Raw genomic sequence first — 20,904 nt, 5'->3', positions numbered from 1 at the left:
CACGCCACATCTGCTATTTCAAAGGGGAACTCAGGCATCCGCCAATTGATTGGAAACGGTTTTCATGCCGTTCGCCAGATGAAAATGAATCCTGTATCTCAAATCTAAACATGCAGGTCAGGCTGCCTCTGTGGGGGTGAAAGCGGGGTCTGCCGAGAAAGATGGTTGATTTCCACTGGCGCGGAAGGTTGAATCCGACATCGATCGGCCGGTGAGAGATGGAAAAAGTTCAGCCAACTCCTCAAGCCGACTTTCGCTTATGTCGGCCTTCCGGCCGTAGAGGGGGAGGGAGATCTTGTGCTGTCAGTAATTCCTGTGCGCGGTCGCCAGATGGTGGACCGCTTCATTTCCTTCGCGGCGGACCTTTACGAGGAAGATGACAGATGGATCCCGCCGCTCTCTTCCGACGTGCGACGATTCATGGACCCTGAGGCCAACCCGTACTTCTCCGAGGCGGAGATCGAGCACTTCCTGGCCCTCGACTCGAGCGGCCGGGCCGTGGGGCGCATCTCCACGACGATCGACCCCGCCTACGTGGAACGCTTCGGCAAGACCGGCTTCTTCGGCTGGTTCGAGACCGTCGATGACCCCCAGGTCGCCTCAGCGCTGCTGACCGCCGCTGAAGAGTGGCTGGGCAGCCGCGGCATGGAGCGCGTCGCAGGCCCCTACTCCTACTGCGCCACGCAGGAGTTCGGTCTTCTCGTGGGCGGGTTCGACAACCAGCCGACGGTGTTCCAGCCGCACAACCCCCCGCACTATGCCGAACTCCTCTCCCAGGCCGGCTACCAGCGCGACTTCCGCACCGACACCTTCAGCTGGCGGGCCGACCACGACGCTGATGCCATGGCGAGACTCGCGCGTCGCGGAGAGAAGGTGTCCGAGCGGCTCGGTCTCAGCATCCGCGATCTGGACCCCGAACACTGGGAGAGCGAGATCGACCTCGTCCAGGAGTTGCTGGCCGCCTCGTTCGCCGACAACCACGACATGGTCGCCATCAGCAAGCCGGTGCTGCGCTTCCAACTCGGCGAGCTGCGCGAGCTCCTTGACCCCCGGCTCACCCGCTTCGTGGAGTACCAGGGGCAGACCATCGCCTTCAGCATGCTGGCCGCCGACGGCAACGAGCTGCTGAAAGTCGCCAACGGTGAAGCCACCGACGCCTTCATGGAGCGCTACCCGGAGCTCAAGGCCAACATCCGGGGAACCGTCGTACTGATGATCGGCGTACGGCCCGAACACGAGGGCCTCGGAATCGGGCGCGTCCTGGTCGGCGAGATCGCCAAGGTCGCCCTGGGGCAGATCGGCTCCTACCGCGACGTGCACACCACCTGGATCCACGAACACAACTGGCAGAGCCGCTCCTACATGGCGCAGACCGGTAACGACCCCGTCCGCACCTATGCCGTCTACGGAAAGGACCTGGTCCTGTGACCCGAGTGATGATCACTGGCGCGTCCGGGAGCCTTGGCTCCGCCTTCGCGCGCCACCTCATCGACGATGGAGCAGACGTCGTCGTTCTCCTCAAGCCGGGCGACGGCCCCGGCGGCTTGGAACACCACCTGCACCGTTGCCAGGTCCGGCGCGGCGACGTCACCGACCCCGCGTCACTCGAGGAAGCGCTGCAAGGCATCGACGAGGTGTACCACTTCGCCGGCATCGCCGTGACCCTCAACAAGCTGCACCCCCTCATGGAACAGGTCAACGTGCGGGGCTGCGCCAACCTCATCAACGCGGCACGCGCAACCGGGGTGCGCCGCATCGTGCACGCCTCCTCCATCTCCGCGATCGGCTACCCGGCCATCGGTGAACTCGCCGACGAGGACTTCGACATCTCCCGTTCCGCCTGCACCAACAGCTACATGATCACGAAACGGGCCGGGGAGCGCGAACTGCTCCGCGGCTGGCGGGCCGGCGGCCCCGAAGTGGTGATCGTCAACCTCAGCGCGTGCATCGCTCCCTACAGCGACCGGCGCTACGGCTGGGCGATGCTGGTGGAGGCCGCACGCCAGGGGAAACTGACGGCCTACCCGCTGGGAGGGGCCGCGTTCACCTCCGTCAAGGACATGAACCAGGGCCTGCGGGCAGCCATGCTGCGGGGACAGCCCGGACGCCGCTACATCATCTCCTCGGTCAACCTCACCTATCGCGAACTGTTCACGCAGGTGGCCCGCGTCATCGGATGCCCGCCGCCCAAGCGCGCGATCCCCGACTTCGCCGTCACGGTGGCCGGCCGGCTCGGCGCGATGGTCGCCGCCTTCCGTAAGGATCCCCTCAAATCCCCCTTCCTCGTCCCCGAGAACGCACAACTCACCGTCAACCAGCTCTTCTACGACACGAGCCGAGCGCAGCGTGAACTCGGCTTCCGTCCCACGCCCCTGGACGACTCCATCGCAGCGGTCGACCGCTGGCTCACGGAGATGGCTGTGGACGGAATGATCGACGCCCTCGGGGACGAGGGGAGGCCCGATGCCACCCGCCACACACCGGCCGCCCGTGTCTGACCGCCAGACCCTGGCCCATGCCCTGGCGGCGCACGCCGAGACGCGCGGCGACACTGCGGCCATTTCCTACACGACACCGCGACACGGCGAACAGGCTCTGACATACGGGCAGTTGTGCGGACGCGCCGCCGCTCTGGGGGCGGTGCTGAACGGCCTCCCGTCGCGGACACACCACCGGCCCTTCGTCCTGATCGCCCTGCCCAACGGCCTGGACTACGTGGCCTCCTTCTTCGCCTGCGCGTTCGCCGATGCCGTGGCTGTCACCTTCCACCCGCCGACGCTGTCGACGGCACGGGCCGGCCGGGCCTACGACCACCGGCTCGAACAGATCCTCCGGGACTGCGAACCCTCGGCGATCATCGCGCAACCGGACCTGCACCCAAGGCTCCGCGAGGTGAGCCGGGCAGCGGGCCTGGACCCCCTGGTTCTGGACCCGCAGGCAGCCGACAACCCCCCAAGCGGGCTGACAGGCTTCCGCGGCCCCCAGCCGAGGCCGGAGCACCTCGCACTGCTGCAGTACACCTCGGGCTCGACGTCGAACCCGAAGGGCGTGATGGTCTCGCACGCCAACCTCGTGCACAACGTGACCCGCATGAGCGCCAACCTGGGAACCGGGCCCGGACAAACGGCGGCAGGGTGGCTGCCCCTCTTTCACGACATGGGACTCATCGGCATGGTCTGCCACCCGCTGTGGGCCGGCATGAGCCTGCACATGGCGACTCCCGCAGGCTTCCTGCGCAACCCGCTGCGATGGCTGCAGACCCTCAGCCGCATCCGGGCCACCTTCACGATCGCACCCGACTTCGGATACGCCACGGCCGTACAGAAGATCACCGAAGAACAGCGCGAGGGCCTGGACCTCTCAGCGCTGCGCCACGCACTCAACGGAGCCGAACCGGTGCGCCCGCGAACCATCGAACAGTTCGCCAAGGCCTACGCCCCCCACGGCTTCGACCCGCACGCCATGATGCCCGCCTACGGTCTCGCCGAGGCCACCCTGGTGGTGAGCTGCCTGGGCCGGAAAGCCGCCCCGGCCCTGTCCGAGGTCTCCGCTGACGCACTGGGCGCCCAGCAGCGGGCGGCAGCCGTCGAAGGAACGCGCAACACCGTCCTGGTCGGATGCGGCCGCGCCCTCGCCGAGGACACCGAGATCGTGATGGTCGACCCGGTCACCCGGCTCCGCAAGCAGCCGGGCGAGGTCGGCGAGATATGGGTGCACGGGCCCAGCGTGGCGGGCGGCTACTGGGGCCGCCCGACGGAGTCGGACAGCACCTTCCGCGCCCGGTTGGCGCACGCCGTCCACCAGGACAGCGAGCGGACCTACCTGCGCACGGGAGATCTCGGTGTGTGGCACGAGGACCAGGTCTGCGTGGTGGGCCGCATCAAGGACGTCATCGTCCACCGGGGCACCAACCACTACCCCCACGACATCGAGGGCACCGTCGAAGAGAGTCACCCGCTGGCCGTGCGCGCGGCGGCGCTGAGCGTGCCGCAGGCCGACGGCGGCGAGAGGGGGCAGACCGAACAGGTCGTGCTGGTCTGCGAACTGACCGACTACGGCGATCACGTCGACTACGACGCCGTCATCGCCGCAGCGCGCAACTCGGTGCTGGAAGAACACGGCATCCCGGTGGCCGCCGTCGGCTTGCTGCGCGCCGGAGCCGTACCCCGGACCACCAGCGGAAAGGTCCGGCGCCAGGAGGCCGTCCGGCGGTGGAGCGCGGACGAGCTGAGGCCCGTCGCCCTGTGGCGCCGGGGGCTCATATCTGAGGGAGGACAGCGATGAACACCGAATCCGCCGTGCACGGGAACGAGCTCGCCATCGCGGCCATGCTGCAGGACGCGATAGCGACAGACCTCGAACTCGCCCCGGGCCAACGCCTCGACTGGCACACCTCGTTCGTCGAACTCGGACTCGACTCGGCCGCGGTCGTGGCCGTTTCGGGTGCGGCCGGCCAGCGGCTGGGACTCGAGGTGCCGCCCGAGTGGCTCTTCGACCACCCCACCATCCACGGCCTCGCGCAGTTCCTCGCCCGCAAGACCTCGCCGGAGGAGGACCGTGTCTGACACGGCGCCCGAAGCCGCCCACATCGCCGTCGTCGGGCTCGGCTGCCGGGTTCCCGGCGCGGACAGCCCGACGGCCCTCTGGCAGTTACTGCTCGAGGGACGCGACGAGATCATCCGGGTGCCCGAGGACCGCACACAGTTCACCGCCGCCCTGCGGGCGGTCGGCGAGCACGGCGCCGGCGCCCAGTGGGGCGGATTCCTCGAGGACATCGGCCGATGGGACCCGGCGTTCTTCGGGATCTCCCCGGCCGAGGCGGCCGCGATGGACCCGCAGCAGGCACTCGCCCTCGAAGTCTCCTGGCGCGCCCTGGAGAACGCGGGCGTGGTCCCCGACGAGCTGGCGGGAAGCCGCACCGGAGTCTTCTTCGGGCAGGCCACACACGATCACGCCATGCTCCTGGGCGCCCAGCCGCAGGCAGCCGCAGCCGGACCGTTCACGAACCCCGGCCTCGCCCACTCGATCACTGCGAACCGCCTGTCCTACCTGTGGGACCTGCGAGGCCCCTCGCTGGCCGTGGACACCGCTTGTTCCTCCTCGCTCGTCGCCGTGCACCTGGCCGCCCAGAGCCTGCTGACCGGCGAGTGCGACCTGGCGCTGGCCGGGGGAGTGAACGCACTGCTGTCGCCGGTGCCGCAACTGGGCGCGGCCGCTCTGACCGCCCTTGCGCCCGACGGCCGCTGCCGCACCTTCGACGCGGCAGGCAAGGGATACGTACGATCCGAGGGCGCCGGGGCCGTCGTCCTGCGACGCTTGGACGACGCGCTCGCAGACGGAGACCACATCCACGCCGTCCTCCGTGCGACCGCCGTCAACCAGGACGGCCGCACCAACGGCCTGACCGCCCCGAGCGGACGCGCCCAGACCGAGCTGATCGCCGGTGCCCTGCGGCGCGCGGGCATCACCGGCGCCGAACAGCTCGGATTCGTGGAACTGCACGGAACGGGAACCCCGCTGGGGGACCCCATCGAGGCGCGCGCCCTGGCCACAGCCCTGGCCGACACGCTCGGCGAGGACCGGCCACCGCTGGCCGTCGGCTCGATCAAGGCGAACATCGGGCACCTGGAGGCGGCCGCAGGGATCCTCGGTCTGATCAAAGCCGCACTCGTCCTCAGCCGGGGAGTCATCCCGCGCAATCCGCACTTCACCCATGTCAACCCCCGCATCGACCTCGACGCCTTCCGCCTGCGAGTCCCCTCAACGGACCTTCCCTGGCCGGACCAGGCTCACTGCGCGGCCGTGAGCTCGTTCGGCTTCGGAGGCACCAACGCCTCCGCCATCATCGCCCGCACGCCAAACCGTTCCCCCGTACGGCGAGGTGTGCGGGCGGCCTTCGGGCCCGCCCTGTTGCCGCTGTCGGCGCGCAATGAAGACGCGCTGGCCGCCCTGGCGGGCTCGTGGGCCGAACACGTACGGACAGCCGACACCTGGGCTGAGATCCAAGACGCCGCCCGTGCCGCGGCAGTGCACCGGACCCACTTCGCGTGGCGCGCCGGGCTGGTCGCAGCCGACCGAGAAGAACTCCTCGGGCAACTGGACAAAGTGGCGACGCGGAGCCGGCCGATCTCACCGACCGCTCCGGTTCCCGTCGCACGCCTGGGCTTCGTGTACTCGGGGCACGGCTCGCAGTGGAACGGCATGGGCAGGGAACTCCTGCGCACCAGCGCGGCGTTCGCACGACGCGTCGAGGAGATCGACACGGTGTTCGCGCCCCTGCTGGGATGGAGCCCGCTGCGGGCACTGCGGGGCGAGCGGAACGCCGACCTCGACGACATCTCCGTTGCCCAGCCACTGATCATGACCGTTCAGCTGGCACTCACCGCCGGCCTCGCCGAGCTGGGAATCCGACCCGACGCGGTGGTCGGCCACAGCATGGGTGAGGTGAGCGCGGCCGTCGCCGGCCAAAGGCTCGACCTGACCACGGCCTGCCGGGTCCTGCGGGCCCGCAACGACGCGGTGGAGGCCGCACGGGGCCGCGGCGGCATGGCAGTGGTCGAGGCGGGCGCCGACGAGGCCAGGACCATCCTGCGGGACGCAGGCAGCCCGGTCACCGTCGCCGCCGACAACAGCCCCCGCACCTGCGTGCTCTCGGGAGCAGCCGCCGACCTGGCCGACGCCATGACGGAGTTCGAGCGCCGGGGCCGCGACGCCCGGCTGGTCAAGGTCGACTATCCCTCGCACGGCCCCCTGATGCGCGGGCCCGCACAACGACTCGTCGACGCACTGGGACACGTCGAGCAACCCGCACAGAATCGCGCCGAAGCAATCGACTTCTACTCGTCCGTCCAGGGCGGACGCTTCGACGGCCCTTTGGACACCGCCTACTGGAAAGAGAACCTGACCAGCCCGGTCCGGGCACGGGAAGCCATCAACGCCATGGCCGACCACGGCATGACCCACCTCCTGGAAATCAGCCCGCACCCGGTCCTGCTCGCCGCGCTGGGCGAAAGCGTCGAGGGCCGCAGCCGGCCCGTCACCGCACTCGCCACGGCCTACCGGGACCGGCCCGTGCCCCACGGCCTGCACGACGTGGCCGCCGCGTTGTACGAACACGGCCGGCGCCCCGATGCGGTGGCCGACGACATCACCCGCCACTGGGCACCCCGGTTGCCGGGACATCCCTTTCAGCGGCACCAGGCCCACAAGCCCCCTCAGAGTGTGCCCGCCGCCAGGACCGTCCCCGGAGACCTGACCGAGGTGGCGCTGCAGCCGGGGACCTTCATCGCCGAACTGACCCTGCCCGCCGCCCGCGAGGAACACCATGTAGCCGGTCGGCCCGCCCTCTCGGCCGCGGAGCTGGTCGCACTGGCCTCCTGGGCAGCGGACCAGGCAGGTCTCGGCGAAGGGTGCCGGATACGCGACGTGGACCTGCGCCGACGGCTCCCGGCCGACGCCGCGGTCCCCCTCCAACTCGCCCTGCTGCGCGGCGGCGGCCACGCCCACCCGTCCTCCGCGCTGGTGTCGTTCCTCTTCCGGGAATCCGGCCGGTGGACCGCTGGCGCCACCTGCACCGTCGGGGTCGGCACGGCACCCGAGCCCTTCCCCATCCGATCAGCGATGGCCCAAGTCGAGGTGACCGTGCCCGCACAGCTGCTCACCGGCCGCCCCGCGCAAGGCCCCAGCCTCCTGGACCCCGCGCTGCCCGGCCTGGCCGATGCATTGTTCGACGCTTACGACAACCTTCCCCGGCTTGACGAGTTCACCGTTGCCCGTATCGGCTCCGCCTACCTCACCCCGCGCCTGTGGTCCGCGGACCGCGGCACCGCCTACGGCTGGCTCCATGAGGCAGACGACCAGATCAGCATCGACCTGGCCCTGGTGGACAGCGCCGGAGAGCTGCTGGCCCAGATACAAGGCGTAGCGCTGCAACACCTGTCAGAACTCCCCGGCCCGTCGGGCAGCGCACCGAGCCAGGCCCAGACGTCCGGGGAGAGCGCCTCGTCCGCCCCGTCCCCCCTGCGGGACCTGTTGGACCAGGCCACCAGCACAGAAGAGCGCCGCACCCGACTCACCGCATGGCTGCGCGCCGCGCTCGGCAGCATCCTGCCCGGCGGATTGCCTGCTGCCGACCCCGACCAGTTGCTCTTCGCGGAGCTGGGACTCGAATCCCTGATGGGCGTAGAACTGCGCAACCGGCTCGAAAGGGAACTGGGAGTGCGCCTGTCCGTCGCACTCGTGTGGTCCCACCCCACGATCAGCCAACTCTCGGCAGAACTCGCCGACGTGCTCGAACGCCGCGATGCCCCTTCAACAGCGTCCGGCAGCGGCCGGCCGACGCGCGGCGCGCAGCCCCAGCCGTCCGCGGACAACGCCTCCGATGCGCTCAACCAGCTGCTGGCCGAGCTCGACAGCACGTCCTGAAGGGGAGCCATGACCAGCGATCCGACCGACCAGACACTGCTCCGCGCCGCCGAAACCATCCGCTCCTTGCGAGGGCGCATCACCGAACTGCAAGAACAGCAGGGCCGCGCGGCCGAGCCCATCGCCATCGTCGCCGCCACCTGCCGCCTGCCCGGCGGGGCCAACAGCCCCGAAGCGTACTGGGAGTTGGTGGCCTCGGGCCGTGACGCGGTGCGTCCGCTCACCGGCGACCGCTGGCGCGGCATCGACTTCGGCGCACTGGACGATCCCGCCTTCGCCCGGCTCGCCCAGCACGCCGGGCAGATCGACGAAGTCGACGGCTTCGACGGCGAGTTCTTCGCCATCAGCGACACCGAAGCCGACCTGATGGACCCACAGCAGCGCATCCTGCTGGAGATCGCCTGGGAAGCCACCGAACGAGCAGGCTGGACACCCGACGAACTCGAACGGACGCCGACGGGGGTGTTCATCGGCGCCGGCCACCAGGACTACATGCTCGCCTCGCTCGCGGCCCGGCCCGATGTCAGCAGTCGGCTCTCCACGGGCAGCGGCGCACGGAGCCTGCTCGCCAACCGCCTGAGTTTCCAGTACGGGTTCCAGGGCCCCAGCATGACGGTCGACACGGCCTGCTCCTCCTCGCTGGTCGCCGTCCATCTCGCCTGCCAGAGCCTGCGGGCGGGCGACTGCGACCGGGCCCTGGCCGGAGGCGTCAACCTCATCCTGTCCCCGCTGTCCACCACCATGACCGGTCGTGCGCTGCCGCTGGCCCCGGACGGCCGCACCAAGGCGCTGGCCGCCGACGCGGACGGCATGGTCCGCGGTGAGGGCGCCGGACTCGTGGCACTCAAGCGCCTCTCGGACGCGCTCGCCGACGGAGATCCGATCGAAGCCGTCATCCTCGCGGACGCAACCAACCAGGACGGCAGGACCAACGGCCTGACCGCGCCCTCCGCGCTGGCCCAGGAGGCGCTGATGCGCCGCACCCTGCACGCTTCCGGGAAAAGCGCTCAGGACATCACGTTCGTCGAGATGCACGGCACCGGAACGCCCCTGGGGGACCCGATCGAGTACGAGGCGATCCGCGCCGTGTACGGAACGGGCGGCGATCAGGCACCTACTTGCTGGCTGGGTTCGGTCAAGGCCAACCTCGGTCACCTGGAGTCCGCGGCCGGGGTCGCCTCACTGATCAAGGCCGTCGGCGCGCTCCGCCACGGTCGCATACCGCAGCAGATCAACCTGGGCGAGATCAGCCCGTTCATCGATCTGGAGGGCGAGCGTTTCGCGGTCCCGCGGCGTCTGGAACCGTGGACCTCCACGGAAGCCCGTTACGCGGCCGTCAGTTCCTTCGGCTTCGGCGGCACCAACGCGCATCTGATCATCGGCCACCCCGACGCCGTGCCCGCGGTGCGCGAGTACGCCAACCGCCCGGAAAGGTCTCAGGACCCGGGCCCGGACGCCCCCGCTCTGATCCCCCTCTCCGCGCGAACCGGACCCGCCCTCGCGGCACAGCTGGAGCAATTCGCCGCGCATCTGGAGGGCATGGACGCCCCGCAGATCCAGCAGGCCGCCACAGCGGCGGCCCGGCGCCGGGGGCCCCATCCACGGCGCGCGGCTGTCTGCGCGGCCCGCCCCGAGCTGCTTCCCGACGCGTTGAGGCGTGCGGCGAACAGCCCGGCCGTCCTCGCCGCTTCCCCCGCCGCGCGGCAGAATCTGGCATTCGTCTACTCCGGGCAGTCGGCGCAATGGCCACGCATGGGCATCTCCCTCGCCGGACACGACTCCCTCATCCGCGAGGAGCTGACCGCGTGGGACGAGGCCGTCCGGCAGGCCGGCGGGCCCCCGCTCCTTGCGACGCTGGCCGGCCCGGAATCCGAACGGGCCCTGGCCGATACCCGATTCGCGCAACTCGCCATCGCCGCACTCCAGGCGGCCCTCACCGAGCGCCTGCGCGACTGGGGCCTGATCCCGGTCGCCGTGTGCGGACACAGCGTCGGCGAGGTCTCCGCAGCCGTCGCCGCCGGAGCCCTCTCCCGCGAGCAGGCCGTGCAGGTGCTGCTCGCCCGGGGCGAGGCCCTGCACCAGCACGCCGCCGGAGGCGCGATGTTGGCCGTCCGAGCACCCGCTGCCGAGGTCGCCGCGGCGCTGGCCAAGGCGCAGTCCTCGCCGTCCGCGCCGGGAACGGGCGTCGGCATCGCCGCCGTCAACAGCCCCCAGGGAACGGTTATCTCCGGCCCGGCCAAGGAGATGGAGGCACTGCGCGAGCACCTCTCCCATTGGCGCGTCACCCGCCTGGCCACCGACTACGCCTTCCACAGCCCCGGGCTCGGCCCCGTCGCGGAACAACTCCTGACAGATCTGAAGGATCTGCAACCGGCAGCCTCGCGCACCCCTGTGTACTCCTCGGTCACCGGTTCGCTCCTGCCCGGGGAACATCTGCGGGCCGGGCACTGGGCGGACAACGCCGCCCGCCCGGTCCTGTTCGGCAACGCCGTGGACGCCATGCTCGCGGACGGGGTCAGCGCCTTCGTCGAGCTGGGACCGCACCCGGCGCTGCTGCCCCATCTGCAAAGGGCCCTCGACCAGAGCGGGGTGAAGGGCGCCGCCGTAGCCACGCTGCGCAAGAACGAGGACGAACGGCTCGGGTTGCGGGCAGCCGTCGGCCAGCTGTGGTCCGCCGGGTGTGCGGTGGACTGGGCCGCGCTGCACCCGGGGCCGGCCCGCATGGTCACGCTGCCGACCTACCCCTGGCAGCGCAAGAAGCACTGGGTCACGCACGCGGACCCCGCCACCGACACGACAGCCGCCCCGACCGGCGCCGCAGCCGCTCCGGCGGGGCCCGGCCTGGACGAGAGCGCCGTGCTCGGGCGGCTCATCACGCACTTGGCCGACTTCATGCAGGCCGACGCCGAAGCCCTGGACCCGGACCGTTCGGCCAGAGACCTGGACATCGACTCCGTGTCCATCGTCGAGCTGAAGAACCGGTTGGAGAACGACCTCGGGACGCCCATCCCGATCACCGTGCTCATGGAGGGCGCGACGCTGCGGGACATCGCCCGCACCCTCACAGCAGCCGGAAACCAGCGCGGGCCGACCTCAGAGGAAGCCCGCCGTGCCCTCGAAAACCTCGATGACCTGTCCGAGGAAGAACTCGATCGACTCCTCGCGGCACTCGACTCCGAAGACGGACGGTGACCCCAACGTGGCTTCCACGCCTTTGACCAGCACGGCCGAAGAGAAGAGGGCCGCGCTTCGCGCCCGACTGAGTGGCGTCGCCGACCGCGGCGAGACCGCGGAACGCTATCGCAGGCACTCCAACCCCTACGTCGCCCGCATGCTCGACGGGCTGGGCATGGACATCCACTACGTGCGCGGTGCCGGCACGCGGCTCTACGACGCCGACGGCAACTCCTACCTCGACTTCGCCGGTGCCTACGGTGCCCTGCCTTTCGGCCACAACCCCCCCGAGATCTGGGAGGCCATCAGCGACCTCCAGCAGTCGGCCGAGCCGAGCCTGACGCTGCCCTCCCTCCTCGATGCCTCAGCCCTGCTCGCCGAGCGTCTGGCCCAGGCCGCCCCGGGCCACCTCAACCAGGTCTGGCAGTGCAACAGCGGGGCCGAGGCGGTCGAAGCCTCGCTGAAGCTTGCCAGGGCGGCCACCGGCCGCACCCTGGTGATCTCCACACGCAACTCCTTCCACGGCAAGACACTGGGCGCGCTGTCCGCCACAGGCCGTCCGCGCTACCAGACGCCGTTCGGTGCTCCCTCTCCCGGATTCATGCACCTCCCCTTCGGCGACGCCGACGCCTTGAAACAGGCCTTTGACGAACACGGCGAGCAGACAGCGGCGTTCATCGTCGAGGCCCTGCAGGGCGAGGGCGGCATCGTCCCCGCGCCGGACGGATACCTCGCCACAGCACGGGAGCTGTGCACCCGCTTCGGCGCCAAACTCATCATCGACGAAGTCCAGACGGGCCTTGGCCGCACGGGACGCCTGTTCGCCTGCGAACACTCCGGCGTGGTGCCCGACATCATGCCCCTGGCGAAGGCCCTGGGGGGCGGGATGGTCCCCATCGGCGCCGTGCTGTTCGGCGAGGACTCACTCACCGAGGACTTCGGCCTGCGCCACACCTCGACCTTCGGGGGCAACGCCTTCTGCTCCCGCGTCGGCGTACGCGCCGTGGAGCTGCTGACCGCTGACGACCAGGCTCTCGTACGCCAGGTCGCCGGGCGCGGCACCTACCTGTTGGACGGCCTCCGGCAGCTCGCGGCCAAGCATCCCGACCTCGTCGCCGACGTGCGCGGCCAAGGCCTCCTTCTGGGCGTGCAACTGTCCGACGACCCCGACATCCACACCAGCCAGGGCCTCTTCCGCTCCCTCGCCGACCAGGAAGGCCTGGCCGGATTCCTCTGCGGCTACCTGCTGCGCAACGAAGGGATCCGCCTGGCCCCCGCCTATTTCGCCAACAGCGTGCTGCGCGTGGAGCCGCCGCTGACCGTCACCGAGGAGGAATGCGACACGCTGTTGGCCGCCCTCGACCGAGGGCTCGGCGTCATCGAGCAGGGTGACAGCCGGCGCTTCTTCGCCCACCTGCTCCCCAAGACAGGCCCGCGGGACGCGGACGAAGCGCGGGAGCAGGCGGTTGCCCAACTGCCAGCGCGTCCCGCGGCGCCTGACCAACCACTGCGGCCCCGCACGGGGGAACCGCGCTGGGCGTTCATCGCCCACCCCACCGACATGGCCAGCTACGAGAGCTACGACAGCCGCCTCGGCCTGCCCGGAGAACAGGTACGCGTCCTGTTCGACCGGATGAACCAGTGCCGCAACGTCGACACGGCCGCGGCCATGCTGGTGGGCAGGTGCCGCGTGCGGACCGACACCGGCGAGAGCTCCTACGGCGAGATCTACGCCCTGCCCTACGGAGCGCAGCGCCTGCTGGACATGCCCACGGCCAAGGCCACAGCGCTGGTCCAGGAGGCCGTGGACGACGCCGTGGCGCGCGGCGCCCAACTCGTCGGGCTCGGCGCCTACACCTCCGTCGTCACCGCCAACGCCACGGCTCTCCAAGACGTCAAGGTCCCCGTGACCACCGGCAACGCGTACACCGTCGCCGCAGCGGTGGACGGACTGGAGCAAGCCGCCCTCCAGCAGGGCATCCGCCTCGACGCGGCCTGCTGCGTGGTTCTGGGCGGAGCCGGCGCGATCGGCCTGGCCTCCAGCCTGCTGCTGGCCGAGAAGGTCGGCAGCCTGGTCCTGGTGGGCAATCCGGCCAACCGGCGCCGCAGCCAGGAGCGCCTGACCGCTGCCGCGGAGGCGGTCGTCACACACCTGGCCGAGGTCGGCGCAACCCCCGCCGCCGGCTCTCTGGCGCGGGCTGTCGGCAACCGGGCGGCCCAGGGCGCGGACCACGCCCGCATCGCCGCCGAACTGGCCGAGGAGGGCCTGCTCACCTGGTCGCTGGAGTCCGAGGCGGTGCTGCCCGGCGGTGACCTCATCCTCGCCGCGACCTCCACACCCGACCAGCTCATCAAGCCCGAACTCGTCCGGCGGGGCGCCGCCGTCTGCGATGTGTCGCAGCCGCCCAACGTGGGCCCGCAGCTGAAAGAGGCCCGCCCCGATCTCAACGTCGTCGCAGGCGGACTCGTGGAGATGCCCGGCCGCCAGGACCTCGGCGTGGACTTCGGCGTGCCCAGCGGCGTCACCTACGCCTGCACCGCGGAGACCATGATCCTCGCGCACCGGCTGCACGACCCGGTCGTCAGTCACGGCGAGAAGCTCTCCGTCGAGCTCGTACGCCTGCTGCGTGACGAGGCCCAGCGCCTGGGATACCGGCTCCACCTGCCGGATGAGCACGCCGACCAGCCGACGGGAGACCTTGGCCATGAGTGACACGATCAGCAGCGAAACAACCCCGGCCCAGAGCGGCCACCGGCCCCCGCCCTCGGTCCTCGCCCACTTCCCTGACCTCGAAGGCAAGCACGCCAAGCTCTGGCAACGGGTCCGCCGATCAACCTTCCTCCCGGGAGCCGATCGGCTCCAGGTGTGGGAGGCCGCCACCCGCCTGGACGGAATCAACGCCGAACTGGCCCCCGTGATGCGGATGACCGTCCCCCGCGCCATGCGCGGCGACCGCCCCTCCCTCGCCGATGTGCCGCTGGCTGAACCGCTGGGGCGCTCCTGGATCCTGCTCGGCCGGATTCTCCCCTACGACTACGACGACGTGACCATCGCCGAACGGGAGGAGGGACACCGGTTCCTGGAGGTGTCCAGGATGTCCTCCGCCCACGCCTGGATCCACGAACGAACCGTCGACGACCGGCCGGGCGGAGCCGTACTCACCGACCAGCTCACCTACCTCCTCAAGCCCCATCTGCGTCCGATCACCCCCCTGTACCGCCGGACGGTCGAGCAGCTCTTCGCGCACCGCCACCGCCGGGTCGCCCGGCGCTTCGCCCGCCTCGCCCCCCGCCCCGCCGACTAAGGAGAACCGGTGCCTGAACCGAAATCGACAGCGGCAGCGGCCAAGGCCGAGAAGACCGGGCCCCCGGCCCCGGACGACGGTGCGGCCACGAGCCCGAACCGGATACGCGCCGACGTCTGCGTCATGGGCTTCGGCGTGGTCGGCCTGATCAACGCCATCGCGCTGGCCAAACGGGGCCTGAGCGTTGTCATCATTGACCAGCCGACCGAGAAGCAACTCGCCAGCTACAAGGTCGGTGAGTCCCTGCTCGTGTACTCCAACGCCTTCCTGCGCGCCATCGGCGAACTCGATGAGCCGCTGGAGCAGTCCTTCGGGAAAGAGGGCTTCTGGATGGCCCACGGCCTCGAAGGCCGCACCAGCTTCGACGATTCGGTCTCCGAATGGGGATTCGAAAGCGATCTTCCTCCGCACTGGATCGAGAAGATCGAGAACCCGCTCTTCCACCGCACCATGTTCAAGGACTCGCAGATCGTCCGCCCGGAGATCGAAGCCGTGCTCCGGGAACGGGCCAAGGACTTCGAAGGGCTGACCTTCCTCGACAGCGGCCTGGTCCGCGACATCGACCTGGGCGATGGCGACAACGACCACACCCTGCGCTGGAGTTCACGCAACAAGAAAGAGAGCGGGGAGATATCCGCCCGCTGGATGGTCGACTGCACCGGCCGCACCCGGGTGCTCGCCAAACGGTTCGACCACGAACTGCGCCTCGACGACGGCTTCGCCACCACCGCCGCCTGGGCGCAGTTCTCCCACTGCTCGGACGAGACCTTCGACGAGCGCTGGAACTTCTCCTTCCCCGACGGGGGAGAGGCGCACCGGGACCGCAACACCCTCCACCTCTGGGGGGACGGCTACTGGATCTGGCTGATCCGTCTCAACGGCGACCGCATCAGCGTCGGCGTGACCTACAGCCAGGGCCGCCCGCCCGAGGAAGGCAACGCCCGGGACGTCTTCTGGAAGATCCTGCGCCGCTACCCCCTGCTGGACTGGCTGACCGAGGACAACGTCCTGGAGTTCAGCGCCTACCGCGACGTCCAGCGCATGACCGACACCTTCATCTCGCCCAAGCGCTACGCCATGGCCGGCGACGCCTCCTCGATCATCGACGCCTTCTACAGCCAGGGCATCAGCCTGTCGATGTCCACCTCCTGGCACATCGCCAACATCGCCCAGCGTGACGTCCGCCAAAACCACCTCGACCTCGACTACCTGGACCACGTGAACCGTGCCGTCACCGCGGACTGGCGGATCATGCGCTCGATGGTCCAGTCGAAGTACGGGCCGGCCATCGCCGACAGCCGCTTCTTCATCCTCGACCACCTCCTGGACTACATGATCTTCGGCGCCGCCCTCCTGGGCCGCTTCCGGGTCTCGCGGTGGCTGACCGAGACAGGCGGCCGCACCGACGAGGAGACGGTCGAGCACGCCCAGCTGCGGGCCGGACTGGAGCGCCGGCTGTTCCTGTCCCAGTCCGCCCCCTGGCACCACCTCGACCCGCACCGCGTGGCGGGCCTGGTCGAAAAATGGCACCGGAGCCTGGAAAGCCGGGCCCTGTGGCGCCTGGAGAACGACGTCAAGCTCCCGCCGACCAAGGCCGGCCTGCGTGCCCACGCGGCCCTTCCCGGCATCTGGCGGCTGCCGTACGTACACAAGCTCTCCCGCGCGGACCTGACCCTGCCGGCCATCAAGGAGCCGGAGTTCATGAAGGTGACGGGCAACGAGCACCGGCCGGTGCTGATGGCGGGCTCCGGTCCGATGCTCGTCACGATGACCACGCTGGGCACCGTCCTGGACATCGCCGACACGAAGGTACGCAAGGCGCGGATGGCCCTGCGCCGGCTCCGCGGCAGGAGGACGTCATGACCGTCGCCGACGGAGCCGAACGGCGCGCCATCCCCTGGGAGCCGGAACTCGAGCGCGCGATGAGCCGCTTCTCGGTGAAGGAGGCGCATGACCTCCTGCACGGCCTGTTCCGCCCCCGGATGCGGATCTACTGGACGGACTTCCTCCTGTCCGTGACGGTCGGCGCCGTCGCCTTCTGGGCGGTGGATCCTCTCGGTGGGTTCAGCGTGCTGGGCGTGCTCGCCTTCCTGGTCTCGGTGTTCGCCGTGTTCCGCTGCTTCGCGTTCATCCACGAGATCGCGCACTTCCGCAAGAAGCAGGCCTTCGGCCCCTTCCGCCTGGGGTGGAACGTACTGTTCGGCATCCCGATGATGATCCCGATCTTCATGTACGAGTGCCACGGAGAGCACCACAACCGGAAGCTGTACGGCACGCCGCAGGACGCCGAGTACCTGCCGCTTGCCCGGATGGCGCCGTCGAACGTCGTGGGACTGCTGATCACCCCGCTCGTTCTGCCCTTCTTCGGCCCCTACCGCTTCGGGATCGTGACGCCGCTGTCCTGGTGCGTGCCCAAGGTGCGCGAGTACCTCTACCGGAACCTGTCCGCACTGAAGATCGACTTCGACTACCGCGGACGCCAGCCCACCGCGGAGGAGAAGTGGAGCTGGCGGCTGCAGGAGTTCCTCTGCCTGGCGTGGATCGCCGCCGCGGCCGTACTGCTGTCCACCGGGACGGTGCCCATCGCTCGCCTCGTCCAGTGGTACGCCCTGTTCGTCGCGGTCGCGTTCGTCAACTCACTGCGCCTGCTGGCCGCCCACCGGTACATCGGTGACGAGGACGAGATGAGCATCGTCGAGCAGATGATGGACACGGTGAACCATCCGCGGGCCAGGGTGCTCGGCGAGCTGTGGGCGCCGGTCGGACTCAGACTGCATGCGTTGCATCACCTGATGCCCGGGCTCCCGTATCACAACTACCCCGTTGCGCACGCCCGGCTGATGGCCGGCCTGCCCGAGGATTCCGCCTACCGTCTCACCGAGAGCCCGGGCCTGTTCCCCTCCCTGCGGCGGCTGTGGAGCGCGTGCCGCGCACACCAGCGGGCCGGCACACTCCTCGATCGCACCAGCCCGGAAGGGGCACGAGCGTGAGTACCACCGCATACCGCGAGCCGCAGGGGGCAGCCGCCGCGGCGGCGCCCCTGCCGGAGGCCCGAGGCGGAGGGCTGCTGGGCCACGCACGCGAACTCCAGGAGGACACCCTCGCCGCCCTGCACGCGATCGCGGAGGACTCCGACGGCGTCATGGGTTTCCGGATCGGGCGGAGCCCGGCCGTCGTCGTCTCCTCGGCGGCGACAGCCAGAGAAGTCCTGATCGACCGTGCGGCCGACTTCGGCCGCGGCCAGCGCCAGACCCGTGCGCTCACACCGCTGATGGGCAAGGGACTGCTGACCAGTGAGGGCGAACTGCACAACAGGCAGCGCCGGTTGGTGGTGCCGCACTTCTCGCCGCGCCGGATACCCAAGCACGCGGATGCCATCGTCGAGGTCGCCGAGGGCACGGTGAAGCGCTGGGGACACGGCGCCGACGTCGACCTTGTCGCCGAAATGAACACACTCACGATGGACATCGTCACCAAGCTGCTGTTCAGCGCCTCCACCCGGGAGAACCAGTCGATCGCCCGGGCCATCACGGAGGCGTTCGAGTGGGAGATGCACGCCATCACCAGCGCGGTCGCGCTCCCGATCTGGGTACCCACGCCGCGCAACATACGGGCCAGGCGGAACATCGGCATCTTCCGGGGCTGGATCGCGGGCTTCATCCGGCAACGTCAGTCGGCCACATCGGCGGACAGCCCGGGCGCACTGCCCGCGGACTTCCTGTCCGACCTGATGGGCGCGCAGTACGAGGACGGCGGCACCATGACCGACGAGCTGCTCCTCGATGAGGTGCTCACCGCGTGGGGCGCCGCACAGGAGACGTCGGCGGATGCCCAGGCGTGGACGCTGTATCTGCTGGCCCGCCATCCGGAGATCCTCGAGCGAGTCCGTGCCGAGGTGGACCGCGTGCTCGGCACACGGTCCGTGCGCTACGAGGACCTGCCGCAACTTCCCTACTGCCTACAGGTGTTCAAGGAGGCGATGAGGCTCTACCCGCCCGCCGCGGTGATACCGCGCCAGGCGATCCGGGACACCGTGATCGGCGGTTACGCGGTACCCACGGGAACGATGGTGTTCATCAACGCCTTCAGCCTGCACCGGCGCCGGGAGGTCTTCCCCGATCCCGAACGCTTCGACCCCGACCGCTTCACCCGGGAGGCGGAGAAGGCCCAGCCCAAGGGCGCCTATCTGCCCTTCGGCACGGGCAGCAATGTGTGCCCCGGCAGCCATCTGGCCATGATGGAAGGCCACTTGCTGACGGTGCTGCTCAACCAGCGCATCGACATCGAGCTGCTCCCGCAGGGCTCCGAGGTGCGGCCCGAACTGCTGGTGAACCTGCGGCCCAGCCCTGGAGTCAGGGCCTGGGTCAGCCCTCGGTGAGGACGTGATGCGGCGGCCCGACGGATCTCCGTCGGGCCGCCGCATCACGTCCTCACCGAGGCCGGACTCCGGGAAGCCCGCGGCGGTCCGTTTCCGCATCGACAGCGGCGCCCCGGGCCTCGCTGCTTCGTGCCGGCAGCACGGCCACGACCAGGACCGACATCGCGGCAGCGACCGCGGCGCCGACCAGGAAGGCCGCCGACATGCCGGAGACGAATGCGCCCTGGGCAGCGGCGAGCACACTCTGCCCCTGGCCGGCGGGCAGCGAGGCCGCCGCCGCCTCGGCTCCGGCAAGATTGGCCCGCACGGCATCCATGGAACCGCCGGCGAGTTGAGACACCGTCCGCTGGTCGACTTCGGCGCGGTAGACGGTGTTCAGGGCGCTGCCCAGTACGGCGACGCCCGCGGCGGCGCCGATCTGGCGGCAGGCGTTGGCCAGCGCCGAGCCCGTACCGGCGACATCCGGCGGGAGGGAGCTGAGCACGGCGTCGAACGTCACGGGCAGCGTCAGGGCGAGCGCCACGCCGGCGATCGTCAGCGCCACAGCCGTCGCAGCGTATGCGCTGTCTGCGCAGAGCCGCCCCAGGAGCATCAGCGCGAGCGACCAGAGCAGCATGCCCACCGCGATCACCCACTTGATGCCGAAGCTGGTGACGAGCTTCTCGGCCGCCGCCGTCGCGAACAGCAGGCCGGCGAACATCGGCATCAGCCGGATCCCGGTGGCCATGGCATCGTGGCCCTGGACCTGCTGGAGGAACTGCGGGATGACGAACAGGACGCCCAGGAGAAGGAACATGACCACGCAGGCGGTGGCCGTGCCCCACGCGAAGTGGGCGTTGCGGAAGGGGGAGAGGCCGGCCGGGGGACGGGCGGCCTGCCGCAGCCGGAGAAGCAGTGCACAGAGGAGAGCCGCACCCGTGAACATCGCGAGCAGCGCCAGCCGATCGCCCCAGCCCCGGTTCGGCGCCTCGACGACGCCGTAGAGCAGGGCGGAGACGCCCGTCAGGGCCAGCACGGACCCGACGACGTCGACAGGGGCCTGCGGACCTCTGGCTTCGGGCACGTACCGCAGCACGCCGAGCAGCGCGAGGGCCAGCACGGGGATGTTGATCAGGAAGACCGATCCCCACCAGAACGAGTTCAACAGGCCGCCGCCGATCAGGGGGCCGAGCGGCAGCCCCAGCGCGAACGCGGATGTCGCGAGAGCTGCCGCCCGGGCACGCTGGCCCGGCGGGAAGAGCAAAGGGACAAGTGCCAGTGCTTGCGGGGCGATTGCGGCTGCCCCCGCCCCCATGATGACGCGGGCCAGGAGCAGGGCACCGGAGGTGTCGGTGAGCACGGCGACGACCAGCCCCGCTGTGAAGAGCCACAGGCCCGCCGCCAGGACGCGTCTGCGGCCGAACCTGCCGCCCAGCACCCCCAGCGGCAGGATCAGGGCGGCGAACGCCAGCGTGTAGGCGGCGGTGAACCACTGCAGTTGGGAGGTCGTCGCCTCCAGCGACGTGGCCAGGGTCGGCAGAGCGACGGTCAGGACGGTGGTATCGAGCCCGATGACCAGGAGGCCGAGGGCCAGCGAGAGTAGACCGAGCCAGCGGCGAACTGCCTCGTGAGTGCCAGACACTG

General features: G+C 70.0%; 12 protein-coding genes. 11 read left to right on the top strand and 1 reads right to left on the bottom strand.

Annotated elements, in window-relative coordinates; translation table 11 throughout:
- The first annotated feature begins 420 nt into the window (after nucleotides 1-420).
- Genes CP970_RS03980 through CP970_RS03930 form a run of 11 tightly spaced genes read left to right on the top strand, consistent with a single transcriptional unit; the run spans nucleotide 421 to nucleotide 19,281 of the window.
- Nucleotides 421-1,428: a GNAT family N-acetyltransferase gene (locus CP970_RS03980; RefSeq protein ID WP_150492959.1), complete on the top strand. Its 1,008-nt coding sequence runs from the start codon at nucleotides 421-423 to the stop codon at nucleotides 1,426-1,428.
- Nucleotides 1,425-2,498: an NAD-dependent epimerase/dehydratase family protein gene (locus tag CP970_RS03975; protein ID WP_150492957.1), complete on the top strand. Its 1,074-nt coding sequence runs from the start codon at nucleotides 1,425-1,427 to the stop codon at nucleotides 2,496-2,498. Before CP970_RS03980 ends, CP970_RS03975 begins: the two co-directional genes overlap by 4 nt.
- Nucleotides 2,491-4,284 (top strand): fatty acyl-AMP ligase, encoded by a 1,794-nt coding sequence (locus CP970_RS03970; RefSeq protein ID WP_157877701.1) that lies wholly within the window; start codon nucleotides 2,491-2,493, stop codon nucleotides 4,282-4,284. Before CP970_RS03975 ends, CP970_RS03970 begins: the two co-directional genes overlap by 8 nt.
- The gene (locus CP970_RS03965) at nucleotides 4,281-4,565 is read left to right on the top strand and encodes an acyl carrier protein (RefSeq protein WP_055546921.1); all 285 of its coding nucleotides are present in this window, start codon (nucleotides 4,281-4,283) and stop codon (nucleotides 4,563-4,565) included. The genes CP970_RS03970 and CP970_RS03965 overlap by 4 nt, the downstream gene beginning before the upstream one ends.
- The gene (locus tag CP970_RS03960; RefSeq protein WP_055546923.1) at nucleotides 4,558-8,424 is read left to right on the top strand and encodes a type I polyketide synthase; all 3,867 of its coding nucleotides are present in this window, start codon (nucleotides 4,558-4,560) and stop codon (nucleotides 8,422-8,424) included. Before CP970_RS03965 ends, CP970_RS03960 begins: the two co-directional genes overlap by 8 nt.
- 9 nt (nucleotides 8,425-8,433) lie before the next feature.
- Nucleotides 8,434-11,616: a type I polyketide synthase gene (locus CP970_RS03955; RefSeq protein ID WP_055546926.1), complete on the top strand. Its 3,183-nt coding sequence runs from the start codon at nucleotides 8,434-8,436 to the stop codon at nucleotides 11,614-11,616.
- A 7-nt stretch (nucleotides 11,617-11,623) separates the two neighbouring features.
- Nucleotides 11,624-14,311 carry an aminotransferase class III-fold pyridoxal phosphate-dependent enzyme gene (locus tag CP970_RS03950; protein ID WP_169801226.1) on the top strand — a complete coding sequence of 896 codons (2,688 nt, stop codon included), beginning with the start codon at nucleotides 11,624-11,626 and terminating at the stop codon, nucleotides 14,309-14,311.
- A complete protein-coding gene (locus tag CP970_RS03945; protein WP_055546930.1) occupies nucleotides 14,304-14,903 on the top strand; it encodes a hypothetical protein in 600 nt (199 codons plus the stop codon). Before CP970_RS03950 ends, CP970_RS03945 begins: the two co-directional genes overlap by 8 nt.
- 9 nt (nucleotides 14,904-14,912) lie before the next feature.
- Nucleotides 14,913-16,766 carry an NAD(P)/FAD-dependent oxidoreductase gene (locus CP970_RS03940; protein ID WP_107098917.1) on the top strand — a complete coding sequence of 618 codons (1,854 nt, stop codon included), beginning with the start codon at nucleotides 14,913-14,915 and terminating at the stop codon, nucleotides 16,764-16,766.
- Nucleotides 16,763-17,893: a fatty acid desaturase family protein gene (locus CP970_RS03935; protein WP_055546932.1), complete on the top strand. Its 1,131-nt coding sequence runs from the start codon at nucleotides 16,763-16,765 to the stop codon at nucleotides 17,891-17,893. Before CP970_RS03940 ends, CP970_RS03935 begins: the two co-directional genes overlap by 4 nt.
- A complete protein-coding gene (locus CP970_RS03930) occupies nucleotides 17,890-19,281 on the top strand; it encodes a cytochrome P450 (RefSeq protein ID WP_055546933.1) in 1,392 nt (463 codons plus the stop codon). The genes CP970_RS03935 and CP970_RS03930 overlap by 4 nt, the downstream gene beginning before the upstream one ends.
- A gap of 52 nt (nucleotides 19,282-19,333) precedes the next feature.
- Here CP970_RS03930 and CP970_RS03925 read toward each other — a convergent pair whose 3' ends face one another.
- The gene (locus tag CP970_RS03925; protein WP_055546936.1) at nucleotides 19,334-20,902 is read right to left on the bottom strand and encodes an MFS transporter; all 1,569 of its coding nucleotides are present in this window, start codon (nucleotides 20,900-20,902) and stop codon (nucleotides 19,334-19,336) included.
- Nucleotides 20,903-20,904: the final 2 nt, after the last annotated feature.

The sequence above is a fragment of the Streptomyces kanamyceticus genome, assembly GCF_008704495.1.
Taxonomy (GTDB): domain Bacteria; phylum Actinomycetota; class Actinomycetes; order Streptomycetales; family Streptomycetaceae; genus Streptomyces; species Streptomyces kanamyceticus.
The sequence above is the reverse complement of the archived record's forward strand: the minus strand, read 5'-3'. Positions and strand labels throughout refer to the sequence as shown.